Here is a 25739-nt window from a genome sequence, read left to right on the forward strand (position 1 = left end):
ACCTTAAAGCTAGACTTAAGGTCAAATCCTCGGGCCGCCTCTCAAACTACACAAGGCGGCCGACGCCGGAGGGATACGTATTGGGGGCAGGTGGTGCGGGAGAATAATATTCGAGCCTGATACGGGCGCATCGCGGCCTTGATCCCGGCTGGCGGTTGCACCGTCCACTCTACTTTAAGCATGGCTTCACCCGCGGAACTGTCGCGGGTCCCGGGCGTGGCTTTATGCTACGTCTCCGAGCTGTCGGATGACGGAACGTCGATCTTTGACCTGCTGCAATTCTAGGTCGGCGAGACAAAAACCTTCCTTTGGCGAACCGGGGATCGGAGCGCCATCGCCTCACTAGAGCTCGGCGTGCAGCCGCGTATTCATTAGACGCGCTACACGCAAACCAACCCCTTGAACTTAAATTCTACTTAATAAAGGATGCAATCCTTAGTTGATTTTAACCGCAATTTTTTGGAGGAAGCAATGTCAATTTCGCGTCGCGCTTTCCTGAATCGTTCTGCAATTGGTTTGGTAGCGGGCCTTTCGCCAACGTCAATCAGATCACTCTTAGCCCAAGGGATGCCCCAAGCTACGGATGGAGACGAAGAACTGAGAGCGATGCTCTCTGAGAATGCAAAAGCACTGTACAATGACTTCTATATGCGAAGCGGACTCGCCGACAATGGTCAAGTACCAAGAAGCCCAGACTGCGCATCTCCGGATGTTTGGCTCAATGGTCCCAAGCTGCTGCCCGATCCGATCAATTCACTTGTAAACACTTACAATCAACAGTCCCCTACAGAAATCTACGTTGGACAGAAGAACTATATTTATGTTCGTTGTCGCAACTTGGGGCCTGATCGAAATAAGGGACAGATACGGCTCTACTATGTTCCCTCGCAGATTGCGATGTGGCCGCGCCTATGGTCACAAAACAAGCTAAAGACGGATACAGGTTCAGAAACAGTCGCAGTGAATGCTACGTATCACAACCAGATTGTTGGCGCTGCCGAGCCATTTACATGGGCTGCGCCGCCACCGCCCTCTGGCTCAGATCACTACTGCATGGTCGGACAGGTTGTGACCGCGTCGCATCCAAATCCGATTCCCGACGTTCAATATCTCGAAGCTTTGGCTGCTTGGCAGGCGAACAACCCTGGAATTGGATGGAAGAATATTGCCGCGGTTGATAGGGATCGCCCGACTTGGCAGGAAAATGTTGCGTATCAACATGAACGGACTGATTCCGACGTTTATATGTTGATTGATTGCCTCAACGTTCCTAACGACTGCTACGTAGCACTTAGTTCCGGCGCGTCGGGTCCAAGCCCTGCGATCGATATACAGAAGACCCGAATTGACACTGGACCGTCTTGGTCCAAGGGAATTCTAACCCGGATTCCTGCCAATTATCAGGCGAATCTGACGCTCAGCTTCTGGAAGGGGGCCCAAGCATTGCCGGGCAACCTCTCAATTTCTATACGATCGATCAAGGTCACGACCGCAAAAAGCTTTGCCGAAAGCTATTTCGAACAGCTTGGTGTTATCGAAAGCTATCAAGTCGACAGCAAAGATGGTCTTAAGCCGGTAAAAGGCTATCCGATCGGAAGAATGAACTTCATTCCAAAGATCTGATGGCTCACAGGCAGCGAGCCTCCATAGGCGGCGTCGGTGGCTCGCTGACTTGTCCCACTTGTTCTAACGTTTCACGCATGGCAGATGCTGGCGCAGGCTGGTGATTATGCGGCGCGTCTGGTATGGGATGGCAGCACCCGTGTGCACTCGCGGGTTCGCGGTCCCGTAGCTCAGCCGGATAGAGCGACGGTTTCCTAAACCGTAGGTCGGAAGTTCGAGTCTTCCCGGGATCGCCATAAAATCAACGATTTAACTATATGTGCGGCAGCCGGAGCAGATGAATTTGCTCCGTTTTTGCTCCGCTCGTTCAACGGTAGCAGTTTCGAGCCTCCACAAGTATTCTGCGATCGGCTGGGGGCCGCACTGCATGCTCATTCTTCGATTGTTTTTCAGCTTTTACGGACGGCTCAACCGCGCAAAATTTTGGCTCGCGCTCGCTCTCATCTACGCGTGGTGGGGCGGGGTTGTGGCTATTTGGTACGCTGTACTCTCACACGATGATACTGGAAACGGTATTGCTGGAGTCTTGATGGTCGTAGGCGTGGTGTCGTTCTTTTCGATCATGGCGAAGAGACTCCACGATGTGGGGCAGACGGCATGGTGGGTCGCTGCAGCCAACGGTGTGCTGGTTCTAGCTGCAAGATCAAGAGATGAGACGTCCGCTTCTATCACGAGCGCTCTTCTCTTTATTGCCGTCATCGTTCTCGGAAGCATGAAAGGACAAGTAGGGGGGAACACGTTCGGTCCAGATCCCTTGGAAGGCAGGCGAGAGCCAAGAGAGATGACCCCAAAGGAACAAAGCGCTTACGATAAAGGGCGTGAGTTCTCAAATGAGCTGTTCGGAGTGTTCGACGATTACATGCAGCAGCGCTTCGAGCCGGTGAAAGGAAGATATCTAGATATTCTTAGAGGTAACGTGCGCGATGCGCTGCAAGCGACGGACTCTCCGCCGCTAACTGTTGCTCGGGTTGAATATCGAGTGTTCCTGAACAACGTGAAGGAACTCGAAGAAAAAATGCTCGAAGAGTTAAAACAGTACATGCACAAGTGGCTAGATGTGGCTCACCAAATCGGTGTGGGGGAGGACACTGAGCGAGCGTTCGGTATTCGGGTTAGCAACTACATCTCTGATCTTTCAATGGCCGGATTGAAATTGCTGACGGACTACGCCGTATCGTTAAAGGACGCGGATACAGAGTGGCGCTTGGCAAATCCAGCGCGAGCGAAAGATTTTCCTGAACCTGAGTGATGGAGACAGCTAGCGCTGATCCAGCATTATGTCGTTCGTCAATTTTTTACAACTTCAACCCAAAGCCGAGCGGGCTCGCGCGTGAAATGCCCAATCTCTGCAGAAATGTAAGCGCAAGCGTAGCAGTGCGCATTTGCATGTTATACTGCCCGGCATGGACGTACAGGAAGTCGGTCGCCTAGGAGGCTTTGCGACTAACGAAAAGCTCTCCAAGAAAAAGCGTCAGCGAAACGCTCGCAGGGCTGCACAAGCTCGATGATCTAAGAGGGGGTAGGTTTGTCAGAGCAAGCAACGATCTCGGCAGAGCAGGCCAAAGAGCAGCCTGCAACACTTCCCTCATTCAAAGAGGTCCTCCAGGCAACGAAAGATAATTTCGTCATTGTGTCCGCAGCCGCCGTGCTGATCGGCGTCGTGTTGGCGATGACTTTCTTGAGTTCTTATTTGTGGGTGTTCGATTGGCATCTGATCTGGTTCGTACAGTATCCCGACATCATAACGTTTGGTCTCATCGCAATCGGAGTTCTCTCCGGTTCATTCGCGTTCATCCAATCTTCAGTGATGACGTTAATTGAAGCGTTCAATCTAAAAGGCCGCACAAGAATTGTCTGGATTGTTGTTCTTGTTCTCTTGGCCGGAGCATTGGCCGCGACCAGCGCGCGCGATGCGGTGGCGCGCGGGGAGGGATATTTCCACATTGTCTCCGGGGCAGGCGCACTCTTTGGAGCTGTATTCTTGATCATGATACTGGCCCGACACGTCAAGAGCGCTCGTCCGCCTAACTCTTTACAGCTGATGTTCCTCTCGTTCGCTCTCATCGGTGAGGTGGCAATCATCGGCCAATGGGTTGGTCAAACCGTAAGAGAGAAGAGTGATTTCAACCAAGATGTTTTTGTCAAAGATCAAGCGCTCAACGACGTCAAGATCGTTATTGTCATGTCTCGGCACACGGTTCTCATGAAAGGCAACGTTCTCTATGTCGTGCCGACTGCCGACATCACCAAATTCCAGTCGATCGGCAAAAGCATCAAATAGACCATTCCGATGCCGTTCCCCTGCCCGCGGCTCCCATTGGCACGGCTGAGGATCGTCACCTGAGTGACGATCTACCCGCTCTTCCGCGCCGTCGGCAGCCTACGTCGCCGGAAACGCCTTCCGGGCGCGGAACTGCGCCGGCGTCACGCCGACCGCCTTGCGAAAAGCCTTGTTAAAATTCGCTTGCGAGGAGAAGCCGGCGGCCAGCGCGATCTCGCCGATCTGGGTGTCTTCGCTGAGCAGACGCATCTTCGCCGAGGCGAGGCGCTGGTGGCTGACGAATTCGTGCGGGGGCGTTCCGGTGGCGAGGCGGAAGCTGCGGGCGAAGTGGGCTGCGCTCATGCAGGCGACCGACGCCATCTGGGTCACCGTGAGCTCGGCATCGAGGTTGCCGCGGATGAATTCCACCACGCGTGCCAGCCGCCGCGCATCCAGCGGTTTGTCGGCGTGTCGCACCGCCGGCTGGCGAATGTCGGCCGCGGAGTATTTGTGGACGAGGTGTGCGGAGAGCGCGAGTCCAAGCGCCTCCATGAGCAGGCGTCCCGAGGAGCTTTCGTGATTCAGCTCCTGCAGGATCTGGCCGGCGATCTGATTGATGAACAGATCCTGCGCGATGGCTTCGTAACGCAGCTCCACCCGCTTGGGGTCGACATCGAGGTCGCGCAGCATCGCGTCCTCGAACGGTTGGCCGGGCAGGAAGATGTGCAGGCAGTCCTGCAGCGGCTCGGCGACGTTGATGAATTCTTCGGTGATGCCGGACGGGCAGAGCCATACGGTGCCCGGCTGGCCATGCGTGACCTGGCGCATTCCGCTGCCGACGCGATCCACCAGGCTGTGGCCGTTCAGCAGCACGGCGACCTCGGTGTCGCGCGGCGTCAGCGGCGGCAGCTCGCCGGCCGCGTGCGTCCAGCGCTCGACCAGCAGGTTTGACCAACGTCGTTCGCAGGAGGTCTGCAGCATGCGTCCGGTAACATATTTACCGGCCGAGTGCCCGAGGACCTGGCCCATCGCACTCTCCTCTTGAGCGGTTACGCCGCTCAAAAAAATCTAGGCACGATTCATCTAGGCACGCTTCAAGGCAATTTCCGTGCCCATTGTCGGCTGCGGGCCCGCGGGCCGTCAAGCGGCGATCTCCGCAGGACAGGAAAAATGTTCCGCAGCCCAGGATAATCGCGCGGCGTTCCGATTTGGCAGACTGCGGCTTCCGATCCGCCAAACCGCTGAGGAGCGCGCACGTGGCCCAGAGCATAGTCGTTGGTGCATGCCCACATGACTGTCCCGATACCTGTTCGATCCTCACGACGGTCGAAGACGGCAAGGCGATCGCCGTTCGCGGCAATCCCGACCATCCCTTCACGAAGGGCAGGCTCTGCGTGAAGGTGAACAATTACGAGGAGCGGGTCTACAGCGACCAGCGCGTGCTGCATCCGCTCAAGCGGGTCGGCCCGAAAGGCAGCGGCAGCTTTACGCGCATTTCCTGGGATGAGGCGGTTGGCGAGATCGCCGCGAAGTGGAAAGCGATCATCGCCGATGATGGCGCCGAGGCGATCCTGCCTTACAGCTATCTCGGCACCCAGGGCATCATCAACGGCCTCAATGTCGGCGATCCCCTGTTCAACAAGCTCGGCGCCTCCGTGTCGGAACGCACCTTCTGCGATTCGGCGTCGTGCACCGCCTACATGATGACGATCGGGCACACGCCGGGTGTCGACCCCGAAAGCTTCGTGCATTCCAAATACCTCATCCTCTGGGCCTGCAACACGCTGAGCACCAACTCGCATCATTGGCCGTTCATCGAGAAGGCGAAGAAGAACGGCGCGAAGCTCGTCGTGATCGATCCGGTGCGAACCCGCACGGCGGCGCTGGCCGACTGGCATCTGCAGATCCGCCCCGGCACCGATTGCGCGCTGGCGCTGGCGATGATCCACATCGTCATCAAGGAAAACCTGATCGACCGCGACTACATCGACAAGCACACGATCGGGTTCGACGAGCTCGCCGCGCGTGCCGCGTCCTACACGCCGGAATTCGCCGCAGCCGAGACCGGCATTCCGGTCGAGGACATCATCAAGCTCGCGCGCGAATACGCGACGACCCCTCCTGCAGTGGTGCGCATCGGCGTCGCCGTGGAGCGCCATGCCGGCGGCGGACAGACGGTTCGTGCCATCGCGTGCCTGCCCGCCCTGATCGGGGCCTGGAAGCATGTCGGCGGCGGCCTGCTGCAGCTTCCGATCTGGGCATTCCCGGTCAATTGGCCGAATTTGATGCGCCCCGACCTGCAGCCGCCGAAGATGCGCGTCATCAACACCTGGCGTCTCGGCGCGGCACTGACCGGCGATTTGCCCGCGGGGCCGCCGATCCGATCGCTGTTCGTCTACAACGCCAATCCGATGGCCATGGTCACCGAGCAGGACAAGCTCGAGCGCGGGCTGGCGCGGGAGGATTTGTTCACGGTGGTCAGCGAGCATTTCCTGACCGACACCGCCAAATATGCCGACATCGTGCTGCCCGCGACCACGCAGCTCGAGCAGAAGGACATCATGTTCTCCTGGGGGCATCTCTATCTCTCCTACAACAATCCGGCGATCGCGCCGCTCGGCGAAGCCGTCTCCAACACCGAGCTGTTCCGGCGCCTCGCCGCAGCGATGGGGATCGACGATCCCTTCTTCTTCCGCTCCGACGATGAAATGATCGAAACGTCGATGGACTGGAGCAGTCCCGCGCTGCAGGGGATCAGCCTGGAGCAACTGAAGCAGACCGGTTTTGCCAGGCTGACGTTGCAGAACCCGGATGACTGGGCGCCGCATCGCGACGGCAATTTCCCGACGCCGTCGGGAAAATGCGAGTTCAAATCGAGCATCGCCGAAGGCGGCAATTTCGTCGTGCCGCTGTTCCGGCAGGGCTACGGCGCCGACCAGGCCGGCGAGCCGGTCGATCCGCTGCCGCATTACATCGCGTCGAACGAGAATCCGATGACGGCGCCGGCGGAAGCCGAGCGCTATCCGCTGAGCCTGATCTCGCCGAAGAGCCACGCCTTCCTGAACTCGAACTACGGCAATCTGCCCGCGCAGCAGGTGCTGGCCGGCGAGCAGCAGATGGTCGTGCTGAACCCCGAGGATGCCGCGCCGCGCGGCATCGTGGCCGGTGCGCCGATCCGCGTCTTCAATCAGCGCGGCTCGTTCGAGGCCTTCGCAACGCTGTCGGCGGACGTCATGCGCGGCGTGGTGGTGGCGCCGGCCGGATACTGGCACCGCTCGAACCGCAAGGGCGCGACCGTCCATGCGGTGACGCCGCCGGCCTATGCGGATCTCGGCCGGGCCCCGACATTCTCCGACGTCCTGGTGCAGGTGGCGAGCGCCTGACGCACTACGCGGCCGGCGTCGGCCGCGTGTTGCCTTCAACGAGAGAACAGACGATGCCCTATGTCGTGACGGATCTCTGCAACGGCTGCCGCTATACCGAGTGCGTCAGCGTCTGTCCCGTCGAGTGCTTTCATATCGACGACAGCATGACCTATATCGATCCGACCAACTGCATCGACTGCGGCGGCTGTGTTCCGGTCTGCCCGGTCGGCGCGATCAAGGCCGCGCACAAGCTGCCGCCGGACAAGACGGAGTGGATCGAGATCAACCGTCGCAGGGCGGCCGAGACGCCGGTCGTTGCGAGCCGGCTTCCGCCACTGCCCGGCGCCGACGCGCGCAAGGCGATGATCCTGCGATGACCGCCGCGGGATGCGCACGCTATCGCGTCGCGGTCATTGGCGGAGGGCCGAGCGGATTCTATGCCGCGGAGGCCCTGCTGCGCTCGGGGCAATCCGTCGACGTCGACATGTTCGAGCGCCTGCCGGTGCCCTATGGGCTGGTGCGCTTTGGCGTCGCGCCTGATCATCCGAAGCTGAAGCAGGTGACCCGAATCTTCGACCGGATCGCTGACATGCCCGGTTTCCGCTTCTTCGGCGGTGTCGAGATCGGCGCGACCGTGACGATCCCGGCGCTGCGGTCCTGCTACCATGCGGTCATCCTCGCCACCGGAGCTCCCGTCAGCCGGCTGATGGATATTCCCGGCGAAGACCTGTCGGGCAGCCATCAGGCCGGCGACTTTGTCGCCTGGTACAACGGTCATCCGGACTTCCGCCATCTGTCCTTCGATCTCGCGGCCGAACGCGCCGTCATCATCGGCCACGGCAACGTGGCGCTGGACGTGGCGCGGATCCTTGCCAAGACGCCGGACGAACTGCGCCATACCGACATCGCCGCGCATGCGCTGGATGCGCTTGCGGCCAGCCGTGTCAGCGAGATCTATCTGGTCGGGCGGCGCGGACCCGGTCAGACCCGCTTTGCCGCAAAGGAGCTGCAGGAATTTTCGGAGCTCGCTGATTGCGATCCCGTCGTCGTATCAGCTGCGTTTGACGCGATCGCTCCCGAGCCTGGCGCAGATGAGGAGGCGGAAGCCGTGCTGGCGATGCTCCGGGAGTTCGCGACACGTCCGGTCACGAAACGGCGGCGTTGCGTGTTCCTGTTCGATCTTGCTCCGCTCGACATCGAGGGCGACGGACGTGTCCAGCAAATATCGTTCGGTCGGGCGCTCGGGCAGCGAGCGCTGACCCTCGATTGCGGCCTGGTGTTCTCCAGCATCGGTCGCCGCGCGACGCCGGTCGACGGCATTCCCTTTGACGATGCCAGGGGCGTTCACGCCAATATCGGCGGCCGGCTTGCGGCGGCTGACCGCGTGCTGCCCGGTCTCTACGTCTGCGGCTGGGGCAAGCGCGGCCCGCAGGGGACGATCGGCACCAACCGCGGCTGCAGCGTGGAGACCGTGGCGAATGTGCTGGCCGATCTGTCGCAGCTTGAGGAGCCGCCGAGTCAGCCGGACAATTTGCTCGCGGCGACAGCCATCCGGCGCTTCGTCGACTATCCGGCCTGGATGCGCATCGACGCGGAGGAGGTCGCGCGGGGCGGCGCGAGAGGCAAGCCTCGCGAGAAATTCATCGCCATTGACGAGATGTTTGCCGCAGCCGGCGGAGGCGTCGCATGTTGAACGATGTTGGCCAGGGCGGCTCAGGTCTCAATGCCGGCGCTTGCGGATTGATCGACCGGTTTGGCCGGCACGTCAGGTATCTGCGCCTCTCGGTCACCGACCGCTGCGATCTGCGCTGCGTCTACTGCATGTCGGAGCACATGACCTTCATGCCGCGCAAGGATCTGCTGTCGCTCGAGGAGCTCGAACGCCTGGCACGGGCCTTCATCCGTCGCGGCGTCAGCAAGCTCAGGATCACCGGCGGTGAGCCGCTGGTTCGCAAGGACATCATGCAGCTGTTCGCGGCGCTGGGCGCGCAGCTCGACGCAGGGCGCTTGCGCGAATTGACCTTGACGACCAACGGCACGTGCCTGGCGCAGTTCGCAAGCGATCTCGCGCGCTGCGGCGTGAAGCGCATCAACGTCTCGCTCGATACGCTCGATCCGGACCTTTATCGATCGCTCACCCGCGGCGGCGCGCTGGCAAATGTGCTTCAAGGGATCGATGCCGCGCGCTCAGTGGGGCTGGCGGTGAAGATCAATGCGGTGGCGTTGCGCGGCAACACCGTGGCGGAAGCGGACCGGCTGATCCGCTTTGCCCATGACCGCAGCATGACCGTGACCTTCATCGAGACCATGCCGCTCGGCGACACCGGCGTCGATCGCATCGAGCAGTATCTGCCGCTCGATCAGTTGCGGCGATCCATCGAAAGCCGCTGGACGCTGAGCGATCTTCCGCTGCGCACCGGAGGTCCGGCGCGCTATGTCCGTGTCGCAGAAACCGGCGGCACGATCGGCTTCATCACGCCGCTGACGCATAATTTCTGCGAGGATTGCAACCGGGTGCGGGTCACGGCGTCTGGAATCCTCCACACCTGCCTCGGGCAGGAGGACGCCGTCGATCTCAAGGCCGTGATGCGCTCCTCCGACGAGGAGGCCGATTTGGAGCGGGCCATCGACGATGCAATCCGCGTCAAGCCGCGCGGACATGATTTCGTGATCGATCGAAATGGCGCGCCGCCGGCGCTGTCGCGCCATATGTCGGCCACGGGGGGATGAACGCGACGGACTCGCGGTTGACGACAGCCTCAGTGTCGATCGTTTCTGAATTTGTATTTCTATCAAACCAGCAATCAGAGTTCAGCGGCGATCTGTCAGCCAATGAACTCGATCACAGCCGCGATACGTCCGTCTTACAAAAGCGTAATGGTCGATCACGCGACCGTTGCTGGACGCGATGCTGGCGGCTGCACGACATTGCATGGCAGTCACATGCCGAAACCATCTGCTTTTCCAACCGCGAGTCGTGGACCAGGCCTGTCTCACGGCCAGCTGCTCGAACGCGCCGCGTTCGCCTTGCAGATGGGACGCTTCGCCGACGCCGAACGGCTTGCCGCCGATATCCTCAGGGCGAGCCGGACCAACACTGCTGCGGTGACGATCCTGGCGCGGGCGCTGCTCGCGCAGAACCGCGGCGCGGAGGCGATCGCGCCGCTGGAGAAAGCCGCGCGCCGCGACAGCGATGCGGGGATTGAGACCCTGCTGGGCGCGGCACTCGGCGGCGCCGGCCGCCGCGATGAGGCGATCGCGCGATTGCGGCAGGCGGTGACGCGACGGCCGCCGTTCTTGCCGGCGTTTCAGGAACTCGCCGGCCAGTTGCACAAGGCTGGCCGTCTCGACGCGGCGGTCGCCGCCGTCGAGAACGGTCTCGCGCTGGTGCCCGGCAGCGTCGACCTGGAGCTCGATCTCGCGCGCCTGCTGATCCATCGCAACGATCGCGACAGGGCGCGCACGCTGCTTCGCACAGCGCTCGATGCGGCGCCCGAGCGCTTCGACATCCTGACCACGCTGGCACGTTTGCTGCTGCTGGAGGGCGACTATACGGAGGCTGCCGATCTTTACCGGCGCGCGCTCGCGATCCGTCCTGACGACGTGCTGACGCGCGCGGATTTCTCCGCGTGCCTGCTGGAGATGGGCGATCGCGACAGCGGCGAGGCCAACCTGCGGCTGGCGTTGCGCGGCCGGCCGCAGATGATCGGCCGCACCACCTACGCGCTGGTCCAGTCATCGCACGGCCGCTTCTTCTTCCGCCCGAGCGAGGTCGCGAAATTCCTGGGCGAAGGGCGGGCCTAAAGCGTTTTCAAGCGAAGCGGATGCCGGTTCGCGTGGATCATGCGCTAGGCCCGGAACTGCCGCCGATACAGTCCGGGCTCCCGGCTGATCTGCCTGGTCAGCTCATGGACGCGCTGCGTCTCCTCGACTGTGAAGGCCGCCGTCTCGGCGACCCAGCTGTCGCGTTTCACCGGCATGCACTGCACGATCGGCGTGCCCATGGGCAGCACCCCGCTGAAACTCTTGTTGTGCCAGTGCGCCGGGAAATGAATCCAGCCGTCGCGGAAGCGGTCGCAATCGACCATGCCGCTCAGCGTCGTGAACGGCAGGTCAAAGCGATTGACCGGATGGGTGAAGAACAGCGCATAGCCGTCCGGCGCCTCGATGCTCCAGAGATTGTGGAACTTGATCACAAAGCGGTCGGGCTCGAACAAGGGCGAGCCCTTGACCTGGCTCTCGTCGTGAAAGCCGAGCGGCGAGCGTGGGTACTCCAGCGTGCCGCCGGGCGGGATGTCGTTGTCCCAGCTGATCGCGCCGCTCTCGACCCGGAGGTCGCAGAGCAGCGGCAGCAGGAAGCCGTGCGTCATGGCGTCGACGAATGGCGGACAGCGCTTGAGGGTATCCTCGTCGCGCATGTTGATCGCGTTGAAGGCTTGCGTCGGCATCGCCTTGAGCCAGCCGGGAAGGCCGAGCGTCGCGGGCACTGGCGGCGGGATCTTGCCTTCGAGCTCAGCCGGGCAGCGGAATTTGAGCGTGAGCGCTTCTTTATTGTTCGGCATCATTGCCTGTCTTTGAGCAGCTTACCTGAGCCTCATAATTGATCCGCGGCGCAATTGGGCGTTACGAAATTGTCACCTTCGTCCAGCTGTCCCTTCGCATCCGCGAAGCCTGTGTGCCGGACCGCTCGCAAGCATCATTTCCCGCAGCAAATCTATGCAAATCTTTGATGATGGAAGCCGAGACGGCATTGGCTTTGCACCCTTGCTGAGGGCATCATGGGCTCGCGTTGGAGGCGGCGCGGTCGATGCATGCGATAAATCCATCTCCGGCATGCAGCGTCTGCAGCCCATGGGGCGATGATCAAGGAGAATACTGATGGCTGAATCGAAGGTTGAGACCGTCACCACGGCAGGCGCCACGTCCGCCGACGCGAGCCCGCCGGCCGAGCTTGCGGTCGCGACCGTTCGCACGGTGCCGATCGAGCAGGCGCAATCGCGCACCGAGCACGACCTGCTCGGCGACGACGAGGTGCCGGCCAATGCACTGTGGGGCATTCACACCAAGCGCGCGGTGGTGAACTTTCCGATCACCGGTGTGCCGGTCGGCCACTTCCCGGAATTCGTCCGCGCGCTGGCGCTGGTCAAGCAGGCCGCCGCCCGCGCCAACAAGCGCCTCGGCTATCTCCCGGCGGAGAAGGCCGATGCGATCGACAAGGCCTGCACCCAGGTCGCGACCGACAAGAAGTACGCCGAGGCCTTCGTGGTCGACGCGATCCAGGGCGGCGCCGGCACCTCGACCAACATGAACGCCAATGAGGTGATCGCCAACGTCGCCTTGCTGCAGATGGGCAAGAAGCCGGGCGACTATCACACGCTGCATCCCAACGACGACGTCAACATGGCGCAGTCGACCAACGATGCCTATCCGACCGCGCTGCGGCTGGCCGTGATCTTCGCCACCCAGCCGCTGGTGCGCGCGCTCGATGACCTCGCCTATGCCTTCAAGGGCAAGGCGGTGGAGTTCGCCGACGTGCTGAAGATGGGCCGCACCCAGCTGCAGGACGCGGTGCCGATGACGCTCGGCCAGGAGTTCGACGGATTCCACGCCACCGTGAAGGAAGACGTCGCGCGGTTGAACGAAATCTCGTCGCTGTTCCGCGAGATCAATCTTGGCGCCACCGCGATCGGCACCGGCATCAACGCCGATCCGCGCTACGCCGCGCTCGCGGTCGAAGAGTTGTCGCGGCTGTCGGGACAGCCGATGATCCTCGCCTCCAACCTGATCGAGGCGACCTCCGATCTCGGCGCCTTCGTGCTGTTCTCCGGCGTGCTGAAGCGCGTCGCCGTGAAGGTCTCCAAGATCTGCAACGATCTGCGGCTACTCTCGTCGGGGCCGCGCACCGGCATCGGCGAAATCCGGCTGCCGGCGGTGCAGGCCGGCTCCTCGATCATGCCGGGCAAGGTCAATCCGGTGATCCCCGAAGTCGTCAACCAGGTCGCCTATCTCGTGATTGGGCATGACCTCACGGTGACGATGTGCGCTGAAGGCGGCCAGTTGCAGCTCAACGCCTTCGAGCCGACCATCGGCTATTGCGTGCTGAGCTCGCTCCGGATGCTCACCGCGGCGATCGATACACTGACAAAACGCTGCGTCGAAGGCATCGAGGCCGACCGCGAGCGCTGCCGCAGCCTGGTGCAGGGCTCGATCGGCCTGATCACCGCGCTGGCACCGTCGCTCGGCTACGAGGCGAGCTCGCGCGTCGCCCGCCGTGCGCTGAAGGAGAACCGCTCCGTCGCCGAGATCGTGCTGGAGGAGAAGCTGCTGACCGAGACCGAACTCAACCAGCTGCTCGAGCTCGAAGCCATGACGCGGCCGGCGCGCCGGCAGGGGCCGGCGCCGAAGGGGTAGGCGCCGCGAACGGCCCTACCGCGCTCACAGCGTCTTGATGAACTCGACCAAGGCGCGGCGCTCGTCTTCCTTCAGCTCCGGTCCGATCACGCCGGTCTTCTTCTCGTTCGAGAACTCGTGCCCGCTGTTGCTGTTGCCGCGTATCGACGTGTCGAGCTCAAAACTATTCCTGATCTTGTCCTTCCAGACGTAACCTAGATCCTTGGCGTCGTATTCGCGGTTGCCGAGATAGAAGGTCTTCGGCCGGTCCTTCACCGGGGACAGCAGCGCGTAGATGGTCGGCACCGAACCGTTGTGCAGGTAGGGCGGCGTCGCCCAGATGCCGTTGAGCGGACGGATCTTGTAGGCCAGCGGCGCCCGGATCTCGTTCGGCCGGTAGCCATTGATCCGCTGGCGATCTGCCGCGGGTGTGTTGTTCTGGTCGTACCAGACATTGACCGTCTTCTCGACGAGGTCACCGAGCGCCTTGCCGAAGCCGGTGTCCTTGATCCCGAGGTTGGCCGGCGTCTCGACGATACGGTTGGCGAGGCCGTCGGCCTGCGCGCTGTCGGTGCCGATATGGCTGATCGGCACCATCTCGACGTCGAGCAGCGGCTGGCCGGCGTCGTTCTTGATCCACCGCTTCTTGTCCTTGAACAGGGCGAACGCTTCGCTCGGGGGCAGCGCCTTGCTGTTGATCGCCGGGCCGTGGCATTCCTGGCAATGCGCCTTGTAGAGGTCGCCGCCCTTCCTCGCGAGATCCATGTTGATCGGCGGCAGGATGTTCTCCGGCCATTTCGGCGAGGCCAGGCCGCCAAAGCCCTTGTCCTCGCTGGGCGGCTCGCCGGCGATCATCCGCTCCATCTCATGCAGCACCTCGATCCGCGTGCTCGATTTGAACAGGCCCTTGGACTCGTCGAGCAGATTGAGCTCGGCGGTGACGCCGAGCGCCTCGCCGGCGTTGCGCACCATCGGCTGCATGATCGAGCCGTCATACTGCACCCAGCTGAACCACGGCGCGTTCCAGATCCGCGGGAAGTGCACCGGGGCCGAATGCGAGGCGTAATTGTTCGGATTGTTCAGGTCGAGCGAGAACACCTGGTTGCCGATCCGGTTCAGCGCATCGAGCCGGGCATAGCCCTCCTCGACACTGTTGGCGGCGACCTTGTTCTCCAGCGAATTGATGTTGCCGTACTGCTTCAGCACCAGGTCGAGCTGGCCGCGCAGCGCCATGCGCTCGTCGAGGCTGGCGTCCTTGCCGAGGATATTGTCGGCGAAGCGGGCGAAGCGGCCCGGCCAGAACCGGGTCAGCAGCAGCGACACGCCGATGCCCTTCTGGAATTCGAACAGGTTGGTGTTGGCGGGGCCGCCGTCGATGACGATCTCGGTGCCGCGATAGGTCAGGCTGCCGGTGTGGCAGGCCGCGCAGGTCAGACCAATCCCTTTCATGTCGGCCTTGGTGGCCGGGTTGCGCCAGGGCGCCCCGTTGGTATCCAGCATCGCCGTGGTGTTTTGCGTGAAGCCGATCGGCAGCGGGTTGGGTTTGCCGGGGATCACCGTATCCGGAATGAAGCCAAAGCGGCCCAGATAATTCGTGTCGCTGAGCGGTGGCGCAGCGGTGAACAGCGTCCACGGAATCGTCGGCTGCTCCAGCGTCATGAACCATTCATGGGGAATGCCGAAGGTCCGCGTGCCCTGGTCGGCGTGATAGAACCAGCTCAGCCGCTCGGCGCTGACATTCTGGTCCAGCCACACGGTCTTGGCCGGCGGCTGGTAGTCGACGACCTTCACGGTGAAGCCGCTCACGACCTGTTCGATGTCGTCCTTGAAGTAGAGCAGGCCGCCGATGACCAACAGTCCGATCACAACATTCGTCTTGCGACCCATGCCCATCCCCGATTCGCCAGTTACCGCGCGTCATAGTCGCGAGATTATTAAGAAACGCCAAAAAACAAACTCGCCTTTGGCGTGTAAAAAACTCGACGCTATCCTACAGGGGTGGGGCGCCGTCTAACAGCGGAAAATGCTGTCCGAGTGTGAGCCAGTTCACCGCCGGTGCCGCGACGTTTGCGCGCAACGCCGTGGGAAGCTAGAACCGGCGAGGTCAAGAATCCTTCCCGGAGTCACGCCGACTTGAACGCCAGCGCGCAACAGCTCACGATCGAGGTGGCGAAGGGCAGCGCGGTGTCCGCGTTGCTGCTGCGGCCGCCGCAGGCGCGCGCGGCCTACGTGTTCGCCCATGGCGCGGGCGCCGGCATGACCCACGCCGCGATGACCGCAATCGCCGAAGGGCTCGCCGAGCGCGGCATCGCAACGCTGCGCTATCAGTTTCCCTACATGGAGAAAGGCAGCAAGCGGCCCGATTCGCCGGCCGTTGCGCATGCCGCGGTTCGCGCCGCGGTCGCGGACGCCGCGCGTCATTGCGGCGATCTACCGCTATTCGCCGGCGGCAAGTCGTTCGGCGGCCGCATGACCTCGCAGGCGCAGGCCATCGCGCCGCTCGAAGGCGTGCGCGGCCTGGTCTTCCTCGGCTTTCCCCTGCATCCCGCCGGCAAGCCGTCGAATGAGCGGGCCAAGCATCTCGGCCAGGTCGATATCCCGATGCTGTTCCTGCAGGGCACGCGCGATGCGCTGGCGGAGTTGAGCCTGCTCGAACCCGTCGTGAAGGAGCTCGGTCCGCGCGCGACGCTGCATCTGGCCAAGGACGCCGATCATTCCTTCCACGTGCTGAAAAGCTCCGGCCGCAACGACCGCGAGGTATTGGCCGAGGTGCTGGATACGTTCGCGGCATGGGTGACCAAGAATTCTTCTCCTTCCCCCTGAAAGGGGGAAGGTCGGGATGGGGGTCTGCCACACGCACCGGCGCGTGTGGAGAGATATGATCCCCACCCGCTTTGCTCTCACGAGCAAAGCGACCTCCCCTTTTCAAGGGGAGGTGAAGATCGCCGTGCGGAAAAGATGGATCCGCAGCTTGCGCCACCTGCTACTGCTTGATCGTCAGACCGCAATCGATGCTAGATTGTGTCCATGACCAAAATCCTGATCGTCAATCCCAACACCACCGCCTCGATGACCGCGACCATCGCCACCGCTGCGCGCGCGGTCGCGGCATTGGGCACAGAGATCGAGGCCGTCACCTCGGCGATGGGGCCTGCCTCGATCGAGGGCTTCTATGACGAGGCCTTTGCCGTCCCCGGCCTGATCGAGGCGCTGCTTGGTGCGACCGATGCCGATGCCGGCATCATCGCCTGTTTCGACGACACCGGGCTCGACGCCGCGCGGACCGCGGCGCGGTTTCCGGTGGTCGGCATCTGCGAGGCGGCGCTGGTGACGGCGGGGCAGATCGCAAAACGCATCGGTGTCGTCACCACGCTGCCGCGCTCGATCGTGCCGCTGGAGGAACTGGTGCGCCGCTACGGCTTTGCCGAGCGCGCCGCGGTCACTGCCTGCGACGTCGCGGTGCTCGATATCGAGAAGCCCGGCTCGGGCGCGAAGCAGAAGCTGCAGGCGGAGATCGCGCGGGCGCTCGACAAGGGCGCGGAGGCGATCGTGCTCGGCTGCGCCGGCATGGCCGATCTCGCGCATGAGCTGTCGGTGCAGTTCGGCGTGCCCGTGGTCGATGGCGTCGCCGCCGCCGTGAAGCAGGCCGAGGCGCTGGCTGGTCTCAAGCTTACGACCTCGCGGCGCGGGTCCTATGCCTCGCCGGTTGCAAAGCCCTATTCGGGCTTGCTGCAGAAATTCGCGCCGCGTTCGTAAGCCCCTACGTCACCGGCCCGCCATAGATCCGGTCGCGCAGGCGGCGCATGCCGGAGAGCCAGCGGTCGCGGCCCGCGGCCTTGCGCTGCAAGTAGTCCTGCACCTGCGGATGCGACAGGATCAGGAAGCGCTCCTCATCCATCGCCGAGATCACCATCCGCGCGACCTCGCCCGGCTGCAGCACGCCGTCGACGCGGGCTGCGCTCGGGCCCGGCGTGGTCATGCCGGTCTGTACCGATTGCGGACAGAGCACGGAGACGCGGATGCCGCGGTCGCCATATTGAATGGCGAGATGCTCGGCGAGCGCGACCGCCGCATTTTTCGTGACGCCATACGGCATCGAGTTCAGCGAGGCGAGCAGCCCTGCGGCGGAGGCCGTATTGAGCAGATAGCCCGAGCCGCGCGCGAGCATGCCCGGCACCAGGGCACGCGCCGCGAACACGTGGCTCATCACATGGACGCGCCAGCTGACGTCCCAATCGGCGTCGGAGGCCGTTTCCTGTCCCTTGCGGGAGAGACCGGCATTGGAGAAGAACACGTCGACCGGGCCATATTTGTCCTCGGCGGCTGCGATCAGCGCCTTGATGTCTTCTTCCAGCCCGACATCGGCGGTGACCGCGAGCCCGTCGATGTCGCCGGCGACGCTGGCGAGCCGATCGCGCGAGGTTTTCAAATCGGCGACCACCACGCCGCGCGCGCCGGCCTCGGCATAGGCACGTGCCACCGCCTCGCCGATCCCGCTTGCGCCGCCGGTGACGATGCAGACTTTGCCTTTCACTTGCATGGTTCGTTGTCCCGTCTTTCGTCAGCCCTGATAGAGCGCTTTGCCGCGCGCCTTCTGGATCGCCAGTGAGGCCATCAGATCCAGCATCGGTGTCGACAATCCGGCAGCGCGCGCGAAGGCGGCGGGGGCGCGGACCAGCGCGTCGATCTCCATGGCGCGGCCGAGCTCAAAATCCTGCAGGATCGACGGCTTGTGGTCGGGCGCGGGGCCACTTCTGGTCACACGCTTCACCGCGGGGATGTAGTGCTGCGCGACCGCGTTGGCTTCCTCGAGCAGGCGCGGGATCACGTCCTGCATGTCGGGGTCGTCGCGCAGGGCGCGCGCGGTCAGTCCGGTCAACAGGCAGACCACCGACATCGACATGTTGGTGAGCAGCTTTGACCAGATCGTCTCGCGGATTTCCGCCACGTCGGGCGATTCGATTTTCGCGTCGTTGAGCGCCGCACGAAGCCGGACGATTCGCTCGCTCGGACGATCGTCGCATTCACCGATCGCCAGACGGTTGCGCTCGGGCGTGAGGTTCGCCACGACGCCGGGGGTGATCACCTCATTGGATGAGAACACCACGCCGCCGATGATGCTGCCTTTGGGCACGACGGCACGGAGCCGGCGGCCCGGGTCAAGAAAGGACAGATCGGGGATCGCAGGATGCGCGGCGGCCCGTCCGAGATCGTACCACCAGGGAATGCCGTTCTGAGCGAATACGATCGCGGTGTCGTCGCCGAGCAATGGCTTCAGTCCGGTTGCCAGTGCGCTGACGCCGGTCGCCTTCAAGGTCGAGATCACGACATCCTGCGGCCCGAGCGCGGCCGGATCGGCCGAGGCCTTGACCGATGCCGTGAATTCGGTGTCGCCGACCTTCAGCGTCAGTCCCCTGGCCCTGACCGCATCGAGATGCGGCCCGCGCATCACGCAGGAGATATCGTGGCCGGCGCGTGCGAGGCGGACCGCAAAGTGGCTGCCGACGGCGCCCGCGCCGAAAATGCAGATGCGCATGAAGGTAAAATTCCTGGTCAATTTGTGTGGCCAGTTTCCACGCCTGCGCGCCGTCGCGCAACCGGTCATGCAGCGAACGCGGCCTCAGCAGGCGGAAAGTGATGGATCAAGCCGCATGCTCTCGGCCATAGTGCCGCCAATCACAACCGAAATGCCGTGAGAGGGGAAATCGCCATGTCCGCCAGCCCAGTCCTGTGGAACCTCGATGCGCGCGGGGTCGCGACCGTCACGCTGAACCGCCCGGAGGTCAACAATGCCTATGACGGCGCGCTGATCCAGGGCGTGCTCACGGCGATGGATGAGCTCGCGACAAAGCCGCTGCGCGTTGTCGTGCTCAAGGGTAACGGCAAGCATTTCCAGGCCGGCGCCGACCTGAAATGGATCAACGGCGTGCGGCCCAAGTCGCCGGCCGAGAACGAGGCCGCCTCGCAGGCGACGTTCGAGGCGGTGCAGCGGCTCAACACGCTGCCGGTGCCGACGGTGGCGCTGGTGCAGGGCGGCTGCTTCGGCGGCGGCACCGGTGTGATCTCGGCCTGCGATGTCGTGATCGCGGCCGACAATGCGCTGTTCTCGATCACCGAGGTGCGCTGGGGCCTGACCGCTGCGATCATCATCCCGCAACTCTGCGATGCCATCGGCGTTCGCCAGGTGCGCCGCTACGCGCTGACCGGCGAACGCTTCGGCGCCGAGGACGCGCGTCGTATCGGCCTCGTGCACGAGGTGGTGCCCTTGGCGGATCTCGAAAGTGCCGGCGCCAAGGTGGTGGATCAGCTGCTCGCCAACGCGCCGGATGCGCTCGCGGAAACCAAGAAGCTCGCACTGGAAAGCTCGTTCGGCGGCATGGCTGTCGACGACGCGGCGTACAAGCGCCTGGTCAAGCTGCATTCGGCCAAGCGCCAGACCGCGGAAGCTGCGGAAGGGCTGGCGTCGTTTGCGGAGAAGCGCGCCGGCAATTGGGGAAGCGGCCAGGCGTAGGCCGGCTCAGCAGCCGCGGCAGATACTGTGCATGCTCCGATAGACGGCTTCATCGTCTTGACGCATCTGCCGCAGCGATTCGAATGTCCTGGAATCGGCGGAGGCTGCAGGTTCGGGCTTGCGCCTGGCGGCGAGCTGCTCTTCCTGGCGATGGTAGCAGGCTTCCCGCTCCGCCTTGGCCTGGATGAAGCGGCAGTTCTGCTCGATCGCGAATGCCGGCGTGGCGACGACGATCAGGCCGAGCGAGATTGAGGTCAGGAGTTTCAAGACAGTCGATCCTTTCGCGCTGTTGTCTCAGCTCGGCAAGACGGGAGCAAGACCGGCTTGACGTCACGGCATCTGTGACAGCGACGTTTTCAACGTCCGCAGCAGTGCCTGCACGGCGGCGGCGTTGATGCGGCGTTCGGGAACGGCGGCCTTCACCCACAATTCCGGGATCGGAAAATCCGATAGCACCGGCTGCAATTTCCCGGCGCGGAGTGCATCTTCGACGAGATAGCGCGAGATCAGCGCGATGCCGTTGTCGGCGAGCGCGCTCTGCGCCAGCACGCGGCCTTCGTTCGAGCTGAGCAGCGGGCGCACCTGCACATTGATGCGGCCGCGCGGGCCTTCGAATGGCCACTCCGGTCCGGTCGGCAGGAAGCTCAGGCAGCGGTGATCGACCAGATCGCGCGGATGCTTTGGCGTGCCGAACGTCCTGAGATAGGCCGGTGAGGCGCACAGCAGCCGGGGCAGCCGGCACAACGGCTCATCGATGACGCCGCCGAACGACAGCGGGAATGCGCCGATCGCGATGTCGAATCCTTCCGTGACCGGATCGACCGGGCGATCGATCATCACAATCTCGAGCTTCACGCTCGGGTTCTGAGTCTGGAACGTCGCGAAGGCATCGGCGAGCCGCGCCACCGTCAGCGAGGTCGGCGCCTTGACGCGCAGATGATCGGTGAGATCGCGATCCTTCTCACCCATCCGCGACAGCAGATCGCCGGCATCGGCCACGACACTGCGGGCGCGATGCACATAGCGTTGGCCGGCCTCGGTCAGCCGCAACTGCCGGGTCGAGCGATGGAACAGCGCGATGCCGATCCGCTCTTCCAACTGCGTGACGCGCTTGGCGACGACCGATGTCGCGACGTTGAGTTTTCGCGCGGCCGCTGAGAAGCCGCCGGCGTCGGCGGTGGCGAGGAAGGCGTGCAGATTGACCAGGACGTCCATCGACCTTTCTCGTTTCGAGTAAGCTGATCGCATAATTTGGCTTATTGTACTCCAATTCGGGTCAATTCATAGTCGGCTGCAACAACGCAATCAGGGTGGAAGTCGCATCATGCGCGCAGCGATCCAGGAGCCGGCACGGCAGGTGCCGGTCTACGGCGAATATGAAGTGGCCGTGCTCGGCGGCGGGCCGGCCGGGATCGCGGCGGCGGTGGCTGCAGCGCGCGCGGGGCGGCGGACGCTGCTGATCGAGCGCTACGGCTTTCTCGGCGGCATGGGCACTGCGGCCGGGGTCACGAACTTCTGCGGACTGCATGCCAATGTCTTCGGCGAGATGCATCGCGTGGTGCAGGGCATCGCCTCCGACCTGCTTGACCGGATCGACCGGCTCGGCGGGCTGAACACGCCGCATCTGATCCTCGGCAAGATCTTTGCGCAGGCCTACGACACCGCGGCCTACAAGATCGCCGCCGACGATCTGCTCGCGAGCCAAAAGGTCGACATCCTCTTCCACGCGCTCGGCGCCGGCGTCGTGATGGACGGCGCGCGCATCAGCGCGCTGCTGGTCGAGACCAAGGCCGGGCGGCAGGCGGTGCTATCAGACATTTTCATCGATTGCTCCGGTGACGGCGATCTCGCGGTCTGGGCCGGCGCGCCGTATGAGGTCGGCGATAACAAGGGCGGCATGCTCTATCCTTCGATGATGCTGCGCCTCAACGGCATCGATCCCGCACGCGCGGGCGACGCCTGGCGCACCATTCCGGCATTGATGGAGCAGGCGGAGGCCGCCGGCACCCATACATTCCCGCGCAAATCCGCGATCGTGCGGCCGCAGAAATCGCAGATCGAGTGGCGGGTGAACTTTACGCAGCTCAAGCGTGAGGATGGCGGGGCGATCTCCGGCATCGATCCCGGCGAGATGACGCGCGGCGAGATCGAGGGCCGCCGCCAGGCGCTGCAGGCCTTCGAATTCCTGCGCACCGTTCCGGGTTTTGAAAAGTCCTACATTGTCGATCTGCCGCCGCAGCTCGGCATCCGCGAGACGCGCCGTGTGATCGGCGGCTACATGCTCAGCGGCGAGGATGTGCTCGGCTGCGCATCGTTCGACGACTCCATCGGCGTCAATGGCTGGCCGAAGGAATCCCATGTCGCTGGCGACGTCGTGTTCGAGTTTCCGCCGATTCCTTCGAGCCGCGGCTTCAACGAATTGCCGTATCGCATGCTGGTGGCGGAGCGCGTAGACAATCTGCTGGTGGCCGGCCGCTGCGCCTCGATGACCCATGAGGGTCAATCGGCAGCGCGCGTGTCCGGCGCCTGTTTCGTGATGGGGGAGGCGGCGGGAACCGCGGCGGCGCTGGCGCTCAAGGGCAACACGATTCCACGCGACATTTCCGTCGAAAAGTTGCAACAACAGCTGACCGAACAGGGCGCCTTCATCGGACGCGATCAGGCTGTCCCGCAAGGATTGTGAGCGGAGGACATGATGCAAGGTTGGGCGCGGTTCGCAGTTGCGGGTCTGCTGATGCTGGCGGCAAGCTCCGTTGCGCGGGCCGATGATCTCTTGAAGGCCAAGATCGGCGTGCTGCGCCTGTCATCCTCCGCGCCGGTGTTCATCGCACAGGACAAGGGCTACTTCCGCGACGCCGGTCTCGACGTCGAGTTGAAATTCTTCGACGCGGCGCAGCCGATCGCGGTGGCGACCACCGCCGGCGACGTCGATTTCGGCATCACTGCCTTCACCGCCGGCCTCTACAATCTTGCCGGCAAGGGCACGCTGAAGGTGATCGGCGGCATGAGCCGCGAGAAGGCCGGCTATCCCCTGATCGGCTATTTCGCCAGCAACAACGCCTATGCGAGCGGCCTGAAGACGCCGAAGGATCTCGCGGGCAAGCGCGTGGCGATGACCCAGGTCGGGTCCAGCTTCCATTATTCGCTCGGCCTGCTGGCCGACAAATACCATTTCAAACTTGCCGACGTGAAGATCGTGCCGCTGCAGTCGCTGTCGAACGCATCAGCCGCGCTGAAGGGCGAAACCGTCGATGCTGCATTGCTGCCGATCTCGACCGCGCGCTCACTGGTGGACTCCGGCGGCGCGAAATTCCTGGGCTGGGTCGGTGACGAAACGCCGTGGCAGTTAGGGGCGGTGTTCGCCTCGCCGAAGACGCTGACCAACAAGCCGCTGGTGACCAAGCTGCTCTCAGCGCTCGCCAGGGCCGACCGCGAATATCACGACGTGATCCTCGCCACCATCAAGGACGGCAAGGTACCGATCAACGAGCAGACAAAGCCTTTGCTCGAGATCATCGCCAAATACACCAACCTTCCGATCGAGCAGGTGGTCGGCAACTGCGCCTATATCGATCCCGATGGCAAGCTCGACGTGAAGAATGTCGACAACCAGATCAAATGGCTGCAGGAGCAGGGTTTCGTCGACAAGGGATTCGATGCCGACGCGATCATCGCGAAGGATTATGTGAAGGCGGATTGAGATGCCGATTGGATCCTGCGGGGGCGGGGGCTGCATGGTTCGAGACGCCGCGTTGCGGCTCCTCACCATGAGGGAAAACGTCGGTCCGCAGGGTCTGCTTTATCCCCTCATGGTGAGGAGCGCGGCGTGCCGCGCGTCTCGAACCACGAGGTCCGTGACGCGCCCGGAGAGCCTAGTCTAGATGGACCTGATCGCCGACCATATCTGCCATCGCTTTGGCGCGCTCGACGTGCTCGACGATGTCTCCTTCCAGGTCGCGGCCGGCGAGGTGGTCGCAATCGTCGGTCCGTCCGGCTGCGGCAAGAGCACGCTGCTCTCGATCCTTGGCGGCTTGCTGCAGCCGAGCAAGGGCGCCGCCGAGCTGCGCGGCGCGCCGCCAAAGGACAGTCTCAACCCGCTGACCTTCGTGTTCCAGGATTTTGCGCTGTTGCCCTGGAACACTGTGGGGGAGAATGTCGCATTTCCGCTGCTGCACACCGGCCTCGGCGCCAGCGACCGCCGCGCGGTGGTCGATGACGCCTTGCGCCGCACCGGCCTCGGCGATTTTCGCGCGACATATCCAAAGCAGCTCTCCGGCGGCATGCGCCAGCGCGTCGGCATTGCGCGCGCGCTCGCGGTGAAGCCCGCGATCCTTTTGATGGACGAGCCGCTGTCGGCGCTGGATTCGCAGACCCGCGAGCTGCTGATGGAGGATTTCGTCCGCCTGCTCGCCGACGGCACGATGGGCGCGGCCTATGTCACTCATAATCTCGAGGAAGCCGTGCGGCTTGCCGATCGCGTCGTCGTGCTGTCGCGGCGTCCCGGCCGTATCCGGGAGATCGTGACCATTCCGATGACGCGCGCCGAGCGCGGCATGGCCGATGCGCGCGGCAAGCTCGCAGGCCTGCAGAGCGAACTGTGGTCGCTGATCCGCGGTGAAGCCATCGATGCCGAACGCGAGGTGCAGCATGCTTGATCGCGCCGCGCCAGATACCGCGAACGAAGCCAAGCGCCCGGTCGCCTTCCGCGGCGCAGGCTTCACGCCATCGAGCAGCCGTTATGCCGGCTGGGTCGGACTCGCGCTTGTGATCGCGGTGTGGCAACTCGCCGGCAGTGCTGGCTGGGTCAATCCGCTGTTCCTGCCGGCGCCGTCGGCGATCGCGGTCGCCATAACCAAGCTCGCCCAATCAGGCGCGTTGTGGCAGCACCTGTCGTGGTCGATCCTGCGCATCGGCTCGGGCTGGCTGATCGGCACTGCCGCCGGCGTCGTTGTCGGCTTCGCGATCGGGCTCTCGACCATGGCGCGCGGCGTCGGCATCACCTTCATCTCGGCGCTGTTCCCGATCCCGAAGATCGCGCTGCTGCCGCTGTTGATCCTCTGGCTCGGGATCGGCGAGGAGCCGAAGATCGCAACCATTGCGCTCGGCGTATTCTTCTCGACCGCGATCTCCGTCTATAGCGGCGTCGACGCTGTGCCGCGCAATTTGATCCGCATGGCGCAGAGTTTCAACGTGCCATTCCACACCATCGTGCGCCGCGTGATCTGGCCGGGCGCGCTGCCCTCGATCCTCGCCGGCTTCCGCATCACCGCCTCGGTCGCGCTGCTGCTCGTCGTCAGCGCCGAGATGATCGGCGCCCAGTATGGCATCGGCGCCTTCGTGCTGCAGGCCGGCAATCTCATGCAGACCGATCAGCTGCTCGCCGGCGTGGTGATCCTGTCGCTGTTCGGGCTCGCGGTGGGGAAGCTGATCGGTGTGCTCGAGGCGCGGCTCTTGCACTGGCGGTGACGACTGCCGCGGTGCGTAGGGTGAGCAAAGCGAACCCGTCCGCCGTAGCTCAACAAGCGAGGCGGAAGCGTGCCCACCATCGCGAGCACGCCGGAAATGGTGGGCACGTCGCTACGCTCCTTTG

At 63.4% G+C, this 25739-nt stretch carries 23 protein-coding genes and 1 tRNA gene; 17 read left to right on the forward strand and 7 right to left on the reverse strand.

The window, feature by feature from the left end; all coding sequences use genetic code 11:
- The first annotated feature begins 471 nt into the window (after positions 1-471).
- The 4 genes from JQ604_RS12880 to JQ604_RS12895 all read left to right on the forward strand — a co-directional run bounded on the left by JQ604_RS12880 (position 472) and on the right by JQ604_RS12895 (position 3904).
- The gene (locus JQ604_RS12880; RefSeq protein WP_212357785.1) at positions 472-1623 is read left to right on the forward strand and encodes a hypothetical protein; all 1152 of its coding nucleotides are present in this window, start codon (positions 472-474) and stop codon (positions 1621-1623) included.
- 159 nt (positions 1624-1782) lie between these two features.
- A tRNA-Arg gene (locus JQ604_RS12885) sits at positions 1783-1859 on the forward strand.
- Between the two features lie 131 nt (positions 1860-1990).
- The gene (locus JQ604_RS12890; RefSeq protein WP_212357786.1) at positions 1991-2872 is read left to right on the forward strand and encodes a DUF805 domain-containing protein; all 882 of its coding nucleotides are present in this window, start codon (positions 1991-1993) and stop codon (positions 2870-2872) included.
- Positions 2873-3148: 276 nt separating this feature from the next.
- On the forward strand, positions 3149-3904 hold the full coding sequence (locus tag JQ604_RS12895) for a hypothetical protein (RefSeq protein WP_212357787.1): 756 nt from the start codon (positions 3149-3151) through the stop codon (positions 3902-3904).
- Positions 3905-4003: 99 nt separating this feature from the next.
- Here JQ604_RS12895 and JQ604_RS12900 read toward each other — a convergent pair whose 3' ends face one another.
- Positions 4004-4912 carry a helix-turn-helix domain-containing protein gene (locus JQ604_RS12900; RefSeq protein WP_249158234.1) on the reverse strand — a complete coding sequence of 303 codons (909 nt, stop codon included), beginning with the start codon at positions 4910-4912 and terminating at the stop codon, positions 4004-4006.
- Positions 4913-5139: 227 nt separating this feature from the next.
- On the opposite strand from JQ604_RS12900, the gene JQ604_RS12905 reads away from it, so the two are divergent.
- The 5 genes from JQ604_RS12905 (at position 5140) to JQ604_RS12925 (ending at position 11052) form a co-directional block, all read left to right on the forward strand.
- Positions 5140-7266, forward strand: coding sequence for a molybdopterin-containing oxidoreductase family protein (locus JQ604_RS12905; protein WP_212357788.1), 2127 nt, complete (start codon positions 5140-5142; stop codon positions 7264-7266).
- A 53-nt stretch (positions 7267-7319) separates the two neighbouring features.
- Positions 7320-7625: a ferredoxin family protein gene (locus JQ604_RS12910; RefSeq protein ID WP_212357789.1), complete on the forward strand. Its 306-nt coding sequence runs from the start codon at positions 7320-7322 to the stop codon at positions 7623-7625.
- Positions 7622-8941 carry an FAD-dependent oxidoreductase gene (locus JQ604_RS12915; RefSeq protein WP_212357790.1) on the forward strand — a complete coding sequence of 440 codons (1320 nt, stop codon included), beginning with the start codon at positions 7622-7624 and terminating at the stop codon, positions 8939-8941. Before JQ604_RS12910 ends, JQ604_RS12915 begins: the two co-directional genes overlap by 4 nt.
- On the forward strand, positions 8935-9978 hold the full coding sequence (gene moaA, locus JQ604_RS12920) for a GTP 3',8-cyclase MoaA (RefSeq protein ID WP_212357791.1): 1044 nt from the start codon (positions 8935-8937) through the stop codon (positions 9976-9978). Before JQ604_RS12915 ends, moaA begins: the two co-directional genes overlap by 7 nt.
- A 213-nt stretch (positions 9979-10191) precedes the next feature.
- The gene (locus tag JQ604_RS12925) at positions 10192-11052 is read left to right on the forward strand and encodes a tetratricopeptide repeat protein (protein WP_249158235.1); all 861 of its coding nucleotides are present in this window, start codon (positions 10192-10194) and stop codon (positions 11050-11052) included.
- A gap of 44 nt (positions 11053-11096) precedes the next feature.
- On the opposite strand, the gene JQ604_RS12930 is transcribed toward JQ604_RS12925, so the two are convergent.
- The gene (locus JQ604_RS12930) at positions 11097-11810 is read right to left on the reverse strand and encodes a hypothetical protein (RefSeq protein ID WP_212357792.1); all 714 of its coding nucleotides are present in this window, start codon (positions 11808-11810) and stop codon (positions 11097-11099) included.
- A gap of 316 nt (positions 11811-12126) precedes the next feature.
- Between JQ604_RS12930 and JQ604_RS12935 the strand changes: the two genes are divergently transcribed.
- Positions 12127-13659 (forward strand): aspartate ammonia-lyase, encoded by a 1533-nt coding sequence (locus JQ604_RS12935; RefSeq protein WP_212357793.1) that lies wholly within the window; start codon positions 12127-12129, stop codon positions 13657-13659.
- Between the two features lie 24 nt (positions 13660-13683).
- On the opposite strand, the gene JQ604_RS12940 is transcribed toward JQ604_RS12935, so the two are convergent.
- The gene (locus tag JQ604_RS12940; protein WP_212357794.1) at positions 13684-15525 is read right to left on the reverse strand and encodes a c-type cytochrome; all 1842 of its coding nucleotides are present in this window, start codon (positions 15523-15525) and stop codon (positions 13684-13686) included.
- Between the two features lie 246 nt (positions 15526-15771).
- Between JQ604_RS12940 and JQ604_RS12945 the strand changes: the two genes are divergently transcribed.
- Positions 15772-16461 (forward strand): alpha/beta hydrolase family protein, encoded by a 690-nt coding sequence (locus tag JQ604_RS12945; RefSeq protein WP_212357795.1) that lies wholly within the window; start codon positions 15772-15774, stop codon positions 16459-16461.
- A gap of 204 nt (positions 16462-16665) precedes the next feature.
- Positions 16666-17394 carry an aspartate/glutamate racemase family protein gene (locus tag JQ604_RS12950; RefSeq protein ID WP_212357796.1) on the forward strand — a complete coding sequence of 243 codons (729 nt, stop codon included), beginning with the start codon at positions 16666-16668 and terminating at the stop codon, positions 17392-17394.
- A gap of 4 nt (positions 17395-17398) precedes the next feature.
- On the opposite strand, the gene JQ604_RS12955 is transcribed toward JQ604_RS12950, so the two are convergent.
- Entirely contained in the window at positions 17399-18178 is a 780-nt protein-coding gene (locus JQ604_RS12955; RefSeq protein WP_212357797.1) for an SDR family oxidoreductase, read from the reverse strand.
- 21 nt (positions 18179-18199) lie between these two features.
- Positions 18200-19174: a ketopantoate reductase family protein gene (locus JQ604_RS12960; RefSeq protein ID WP_212357798.1), complete on the reverse strand. Its 975-nt coding sequence runs from the start codon at positions 19172-19174 to the stop codon at positions 18200-18202.
- A gap of 174 nt (positions 19175-19348) precedes the next feature.
- Between JQ604_RS12960 and JQ604_RS12965 the strand changes: the two genes are divergently transcribed.
- On the forward strand, positions 19349-20149 hold the full coding sequence (locus JQ604_RS12965) for an enoyl-CoA hydratase-related protein (protein WP_212357799.1): 801 nt from the start codon (positions 19349-19351) through the stop codon (positions 20147-20149).
- Between the two features lie 6 nt (positions 20150-20155).
- Here the strand turns inward: JQ604_RS12965 and JQ604_RS12970 are convergent, their stop codons facing one another.
- Entirely contained in the window at positions 20156-20416 is a 261-nt protein-coding gene (locus tag JQ604_RS12970; protein WP_249158236.1) for a hypothetical protein, read from the reverse strand.
- A gap of 63 nt (positions 20417-20479) precedes the next feature.
- Positions 20480-21364, reverse strand: a complete 885-nt coding sequence (locus tag JQ604_RS12975; RefSeq protein ID WP_212357800.1) for a LysR family transcriptional regulator — start codon at positions 21362-21364, stop codon at positions 20480-20482.
- Positions 21365-21473: 109 nt separating this feature from the next.
- Between JQ604_RS12975 and JQ604_RS12980 the strand changes: the two genes are divergently transcribed.
- The 4 genes from JQ604_RS12980 (at position 21474) to JQ604_RS12995 (ending at position 25615) form a co-directional block, all read left to right on the forward strand.
- A complete protein-coding gene (locus tag JQ604_RS12980; protein ID WP_212357801.1) occupies positions 21474-22832 on the forward strand; it encodes an FAD-dependent oxidoreductase in 1359 nt (452 codons plus the stop codon).
- A 12-nt stretch (positions 22833-22844) separates the two neighbouring features.
- Positions 22845-23849, forward strand: coding sequence for an ABC transporter substrate-binding protein (locus tag JQ604_RS12985; RefSeq protein WP_212358017.1), 1005 nt, complete (start codon positions 22845-22847; stop codon positions 23847-23849).
- A 181-nt stretch (positions 23850-24030) separates the two neighbouring features.
- A complete protein-coding gene (locus tag JQ604_RS12990; protein ID WP_212357802.1) occupies positions 24031-24804 on the forward strand; it encodes an ABC transporter ATP-binding protein in 774 nt (257 codons plus the stop codon).
- Entirely contained in the window at positions 24797-25615 is an 819-nt protein-coding gene (locus JQ604_RS12995) for an ABC transporter permease (RefSeq protein ID WP_212357803.1), read from the forward strand. The genes JQ604_RS12990 and JQ604_RS12995 overlap by 8 nt, the downstream gene beginning before the upstream one ends.
- The last annotated feature ends 124 nt before the right edge of the window (positions 25616-25739 follow it).

The organism is Bradyrhizobium jicamae (genome assembly GCF_018130695.1).
In the GTDB taxonomy this organism is placed as follows: Bacteria; Pseudomonadota; Alphaproteobacteria; order Rhizobiales; family Xanthobacteraceae; genus Bradyrhizobium; species Bradyrhizobium jicamae_B.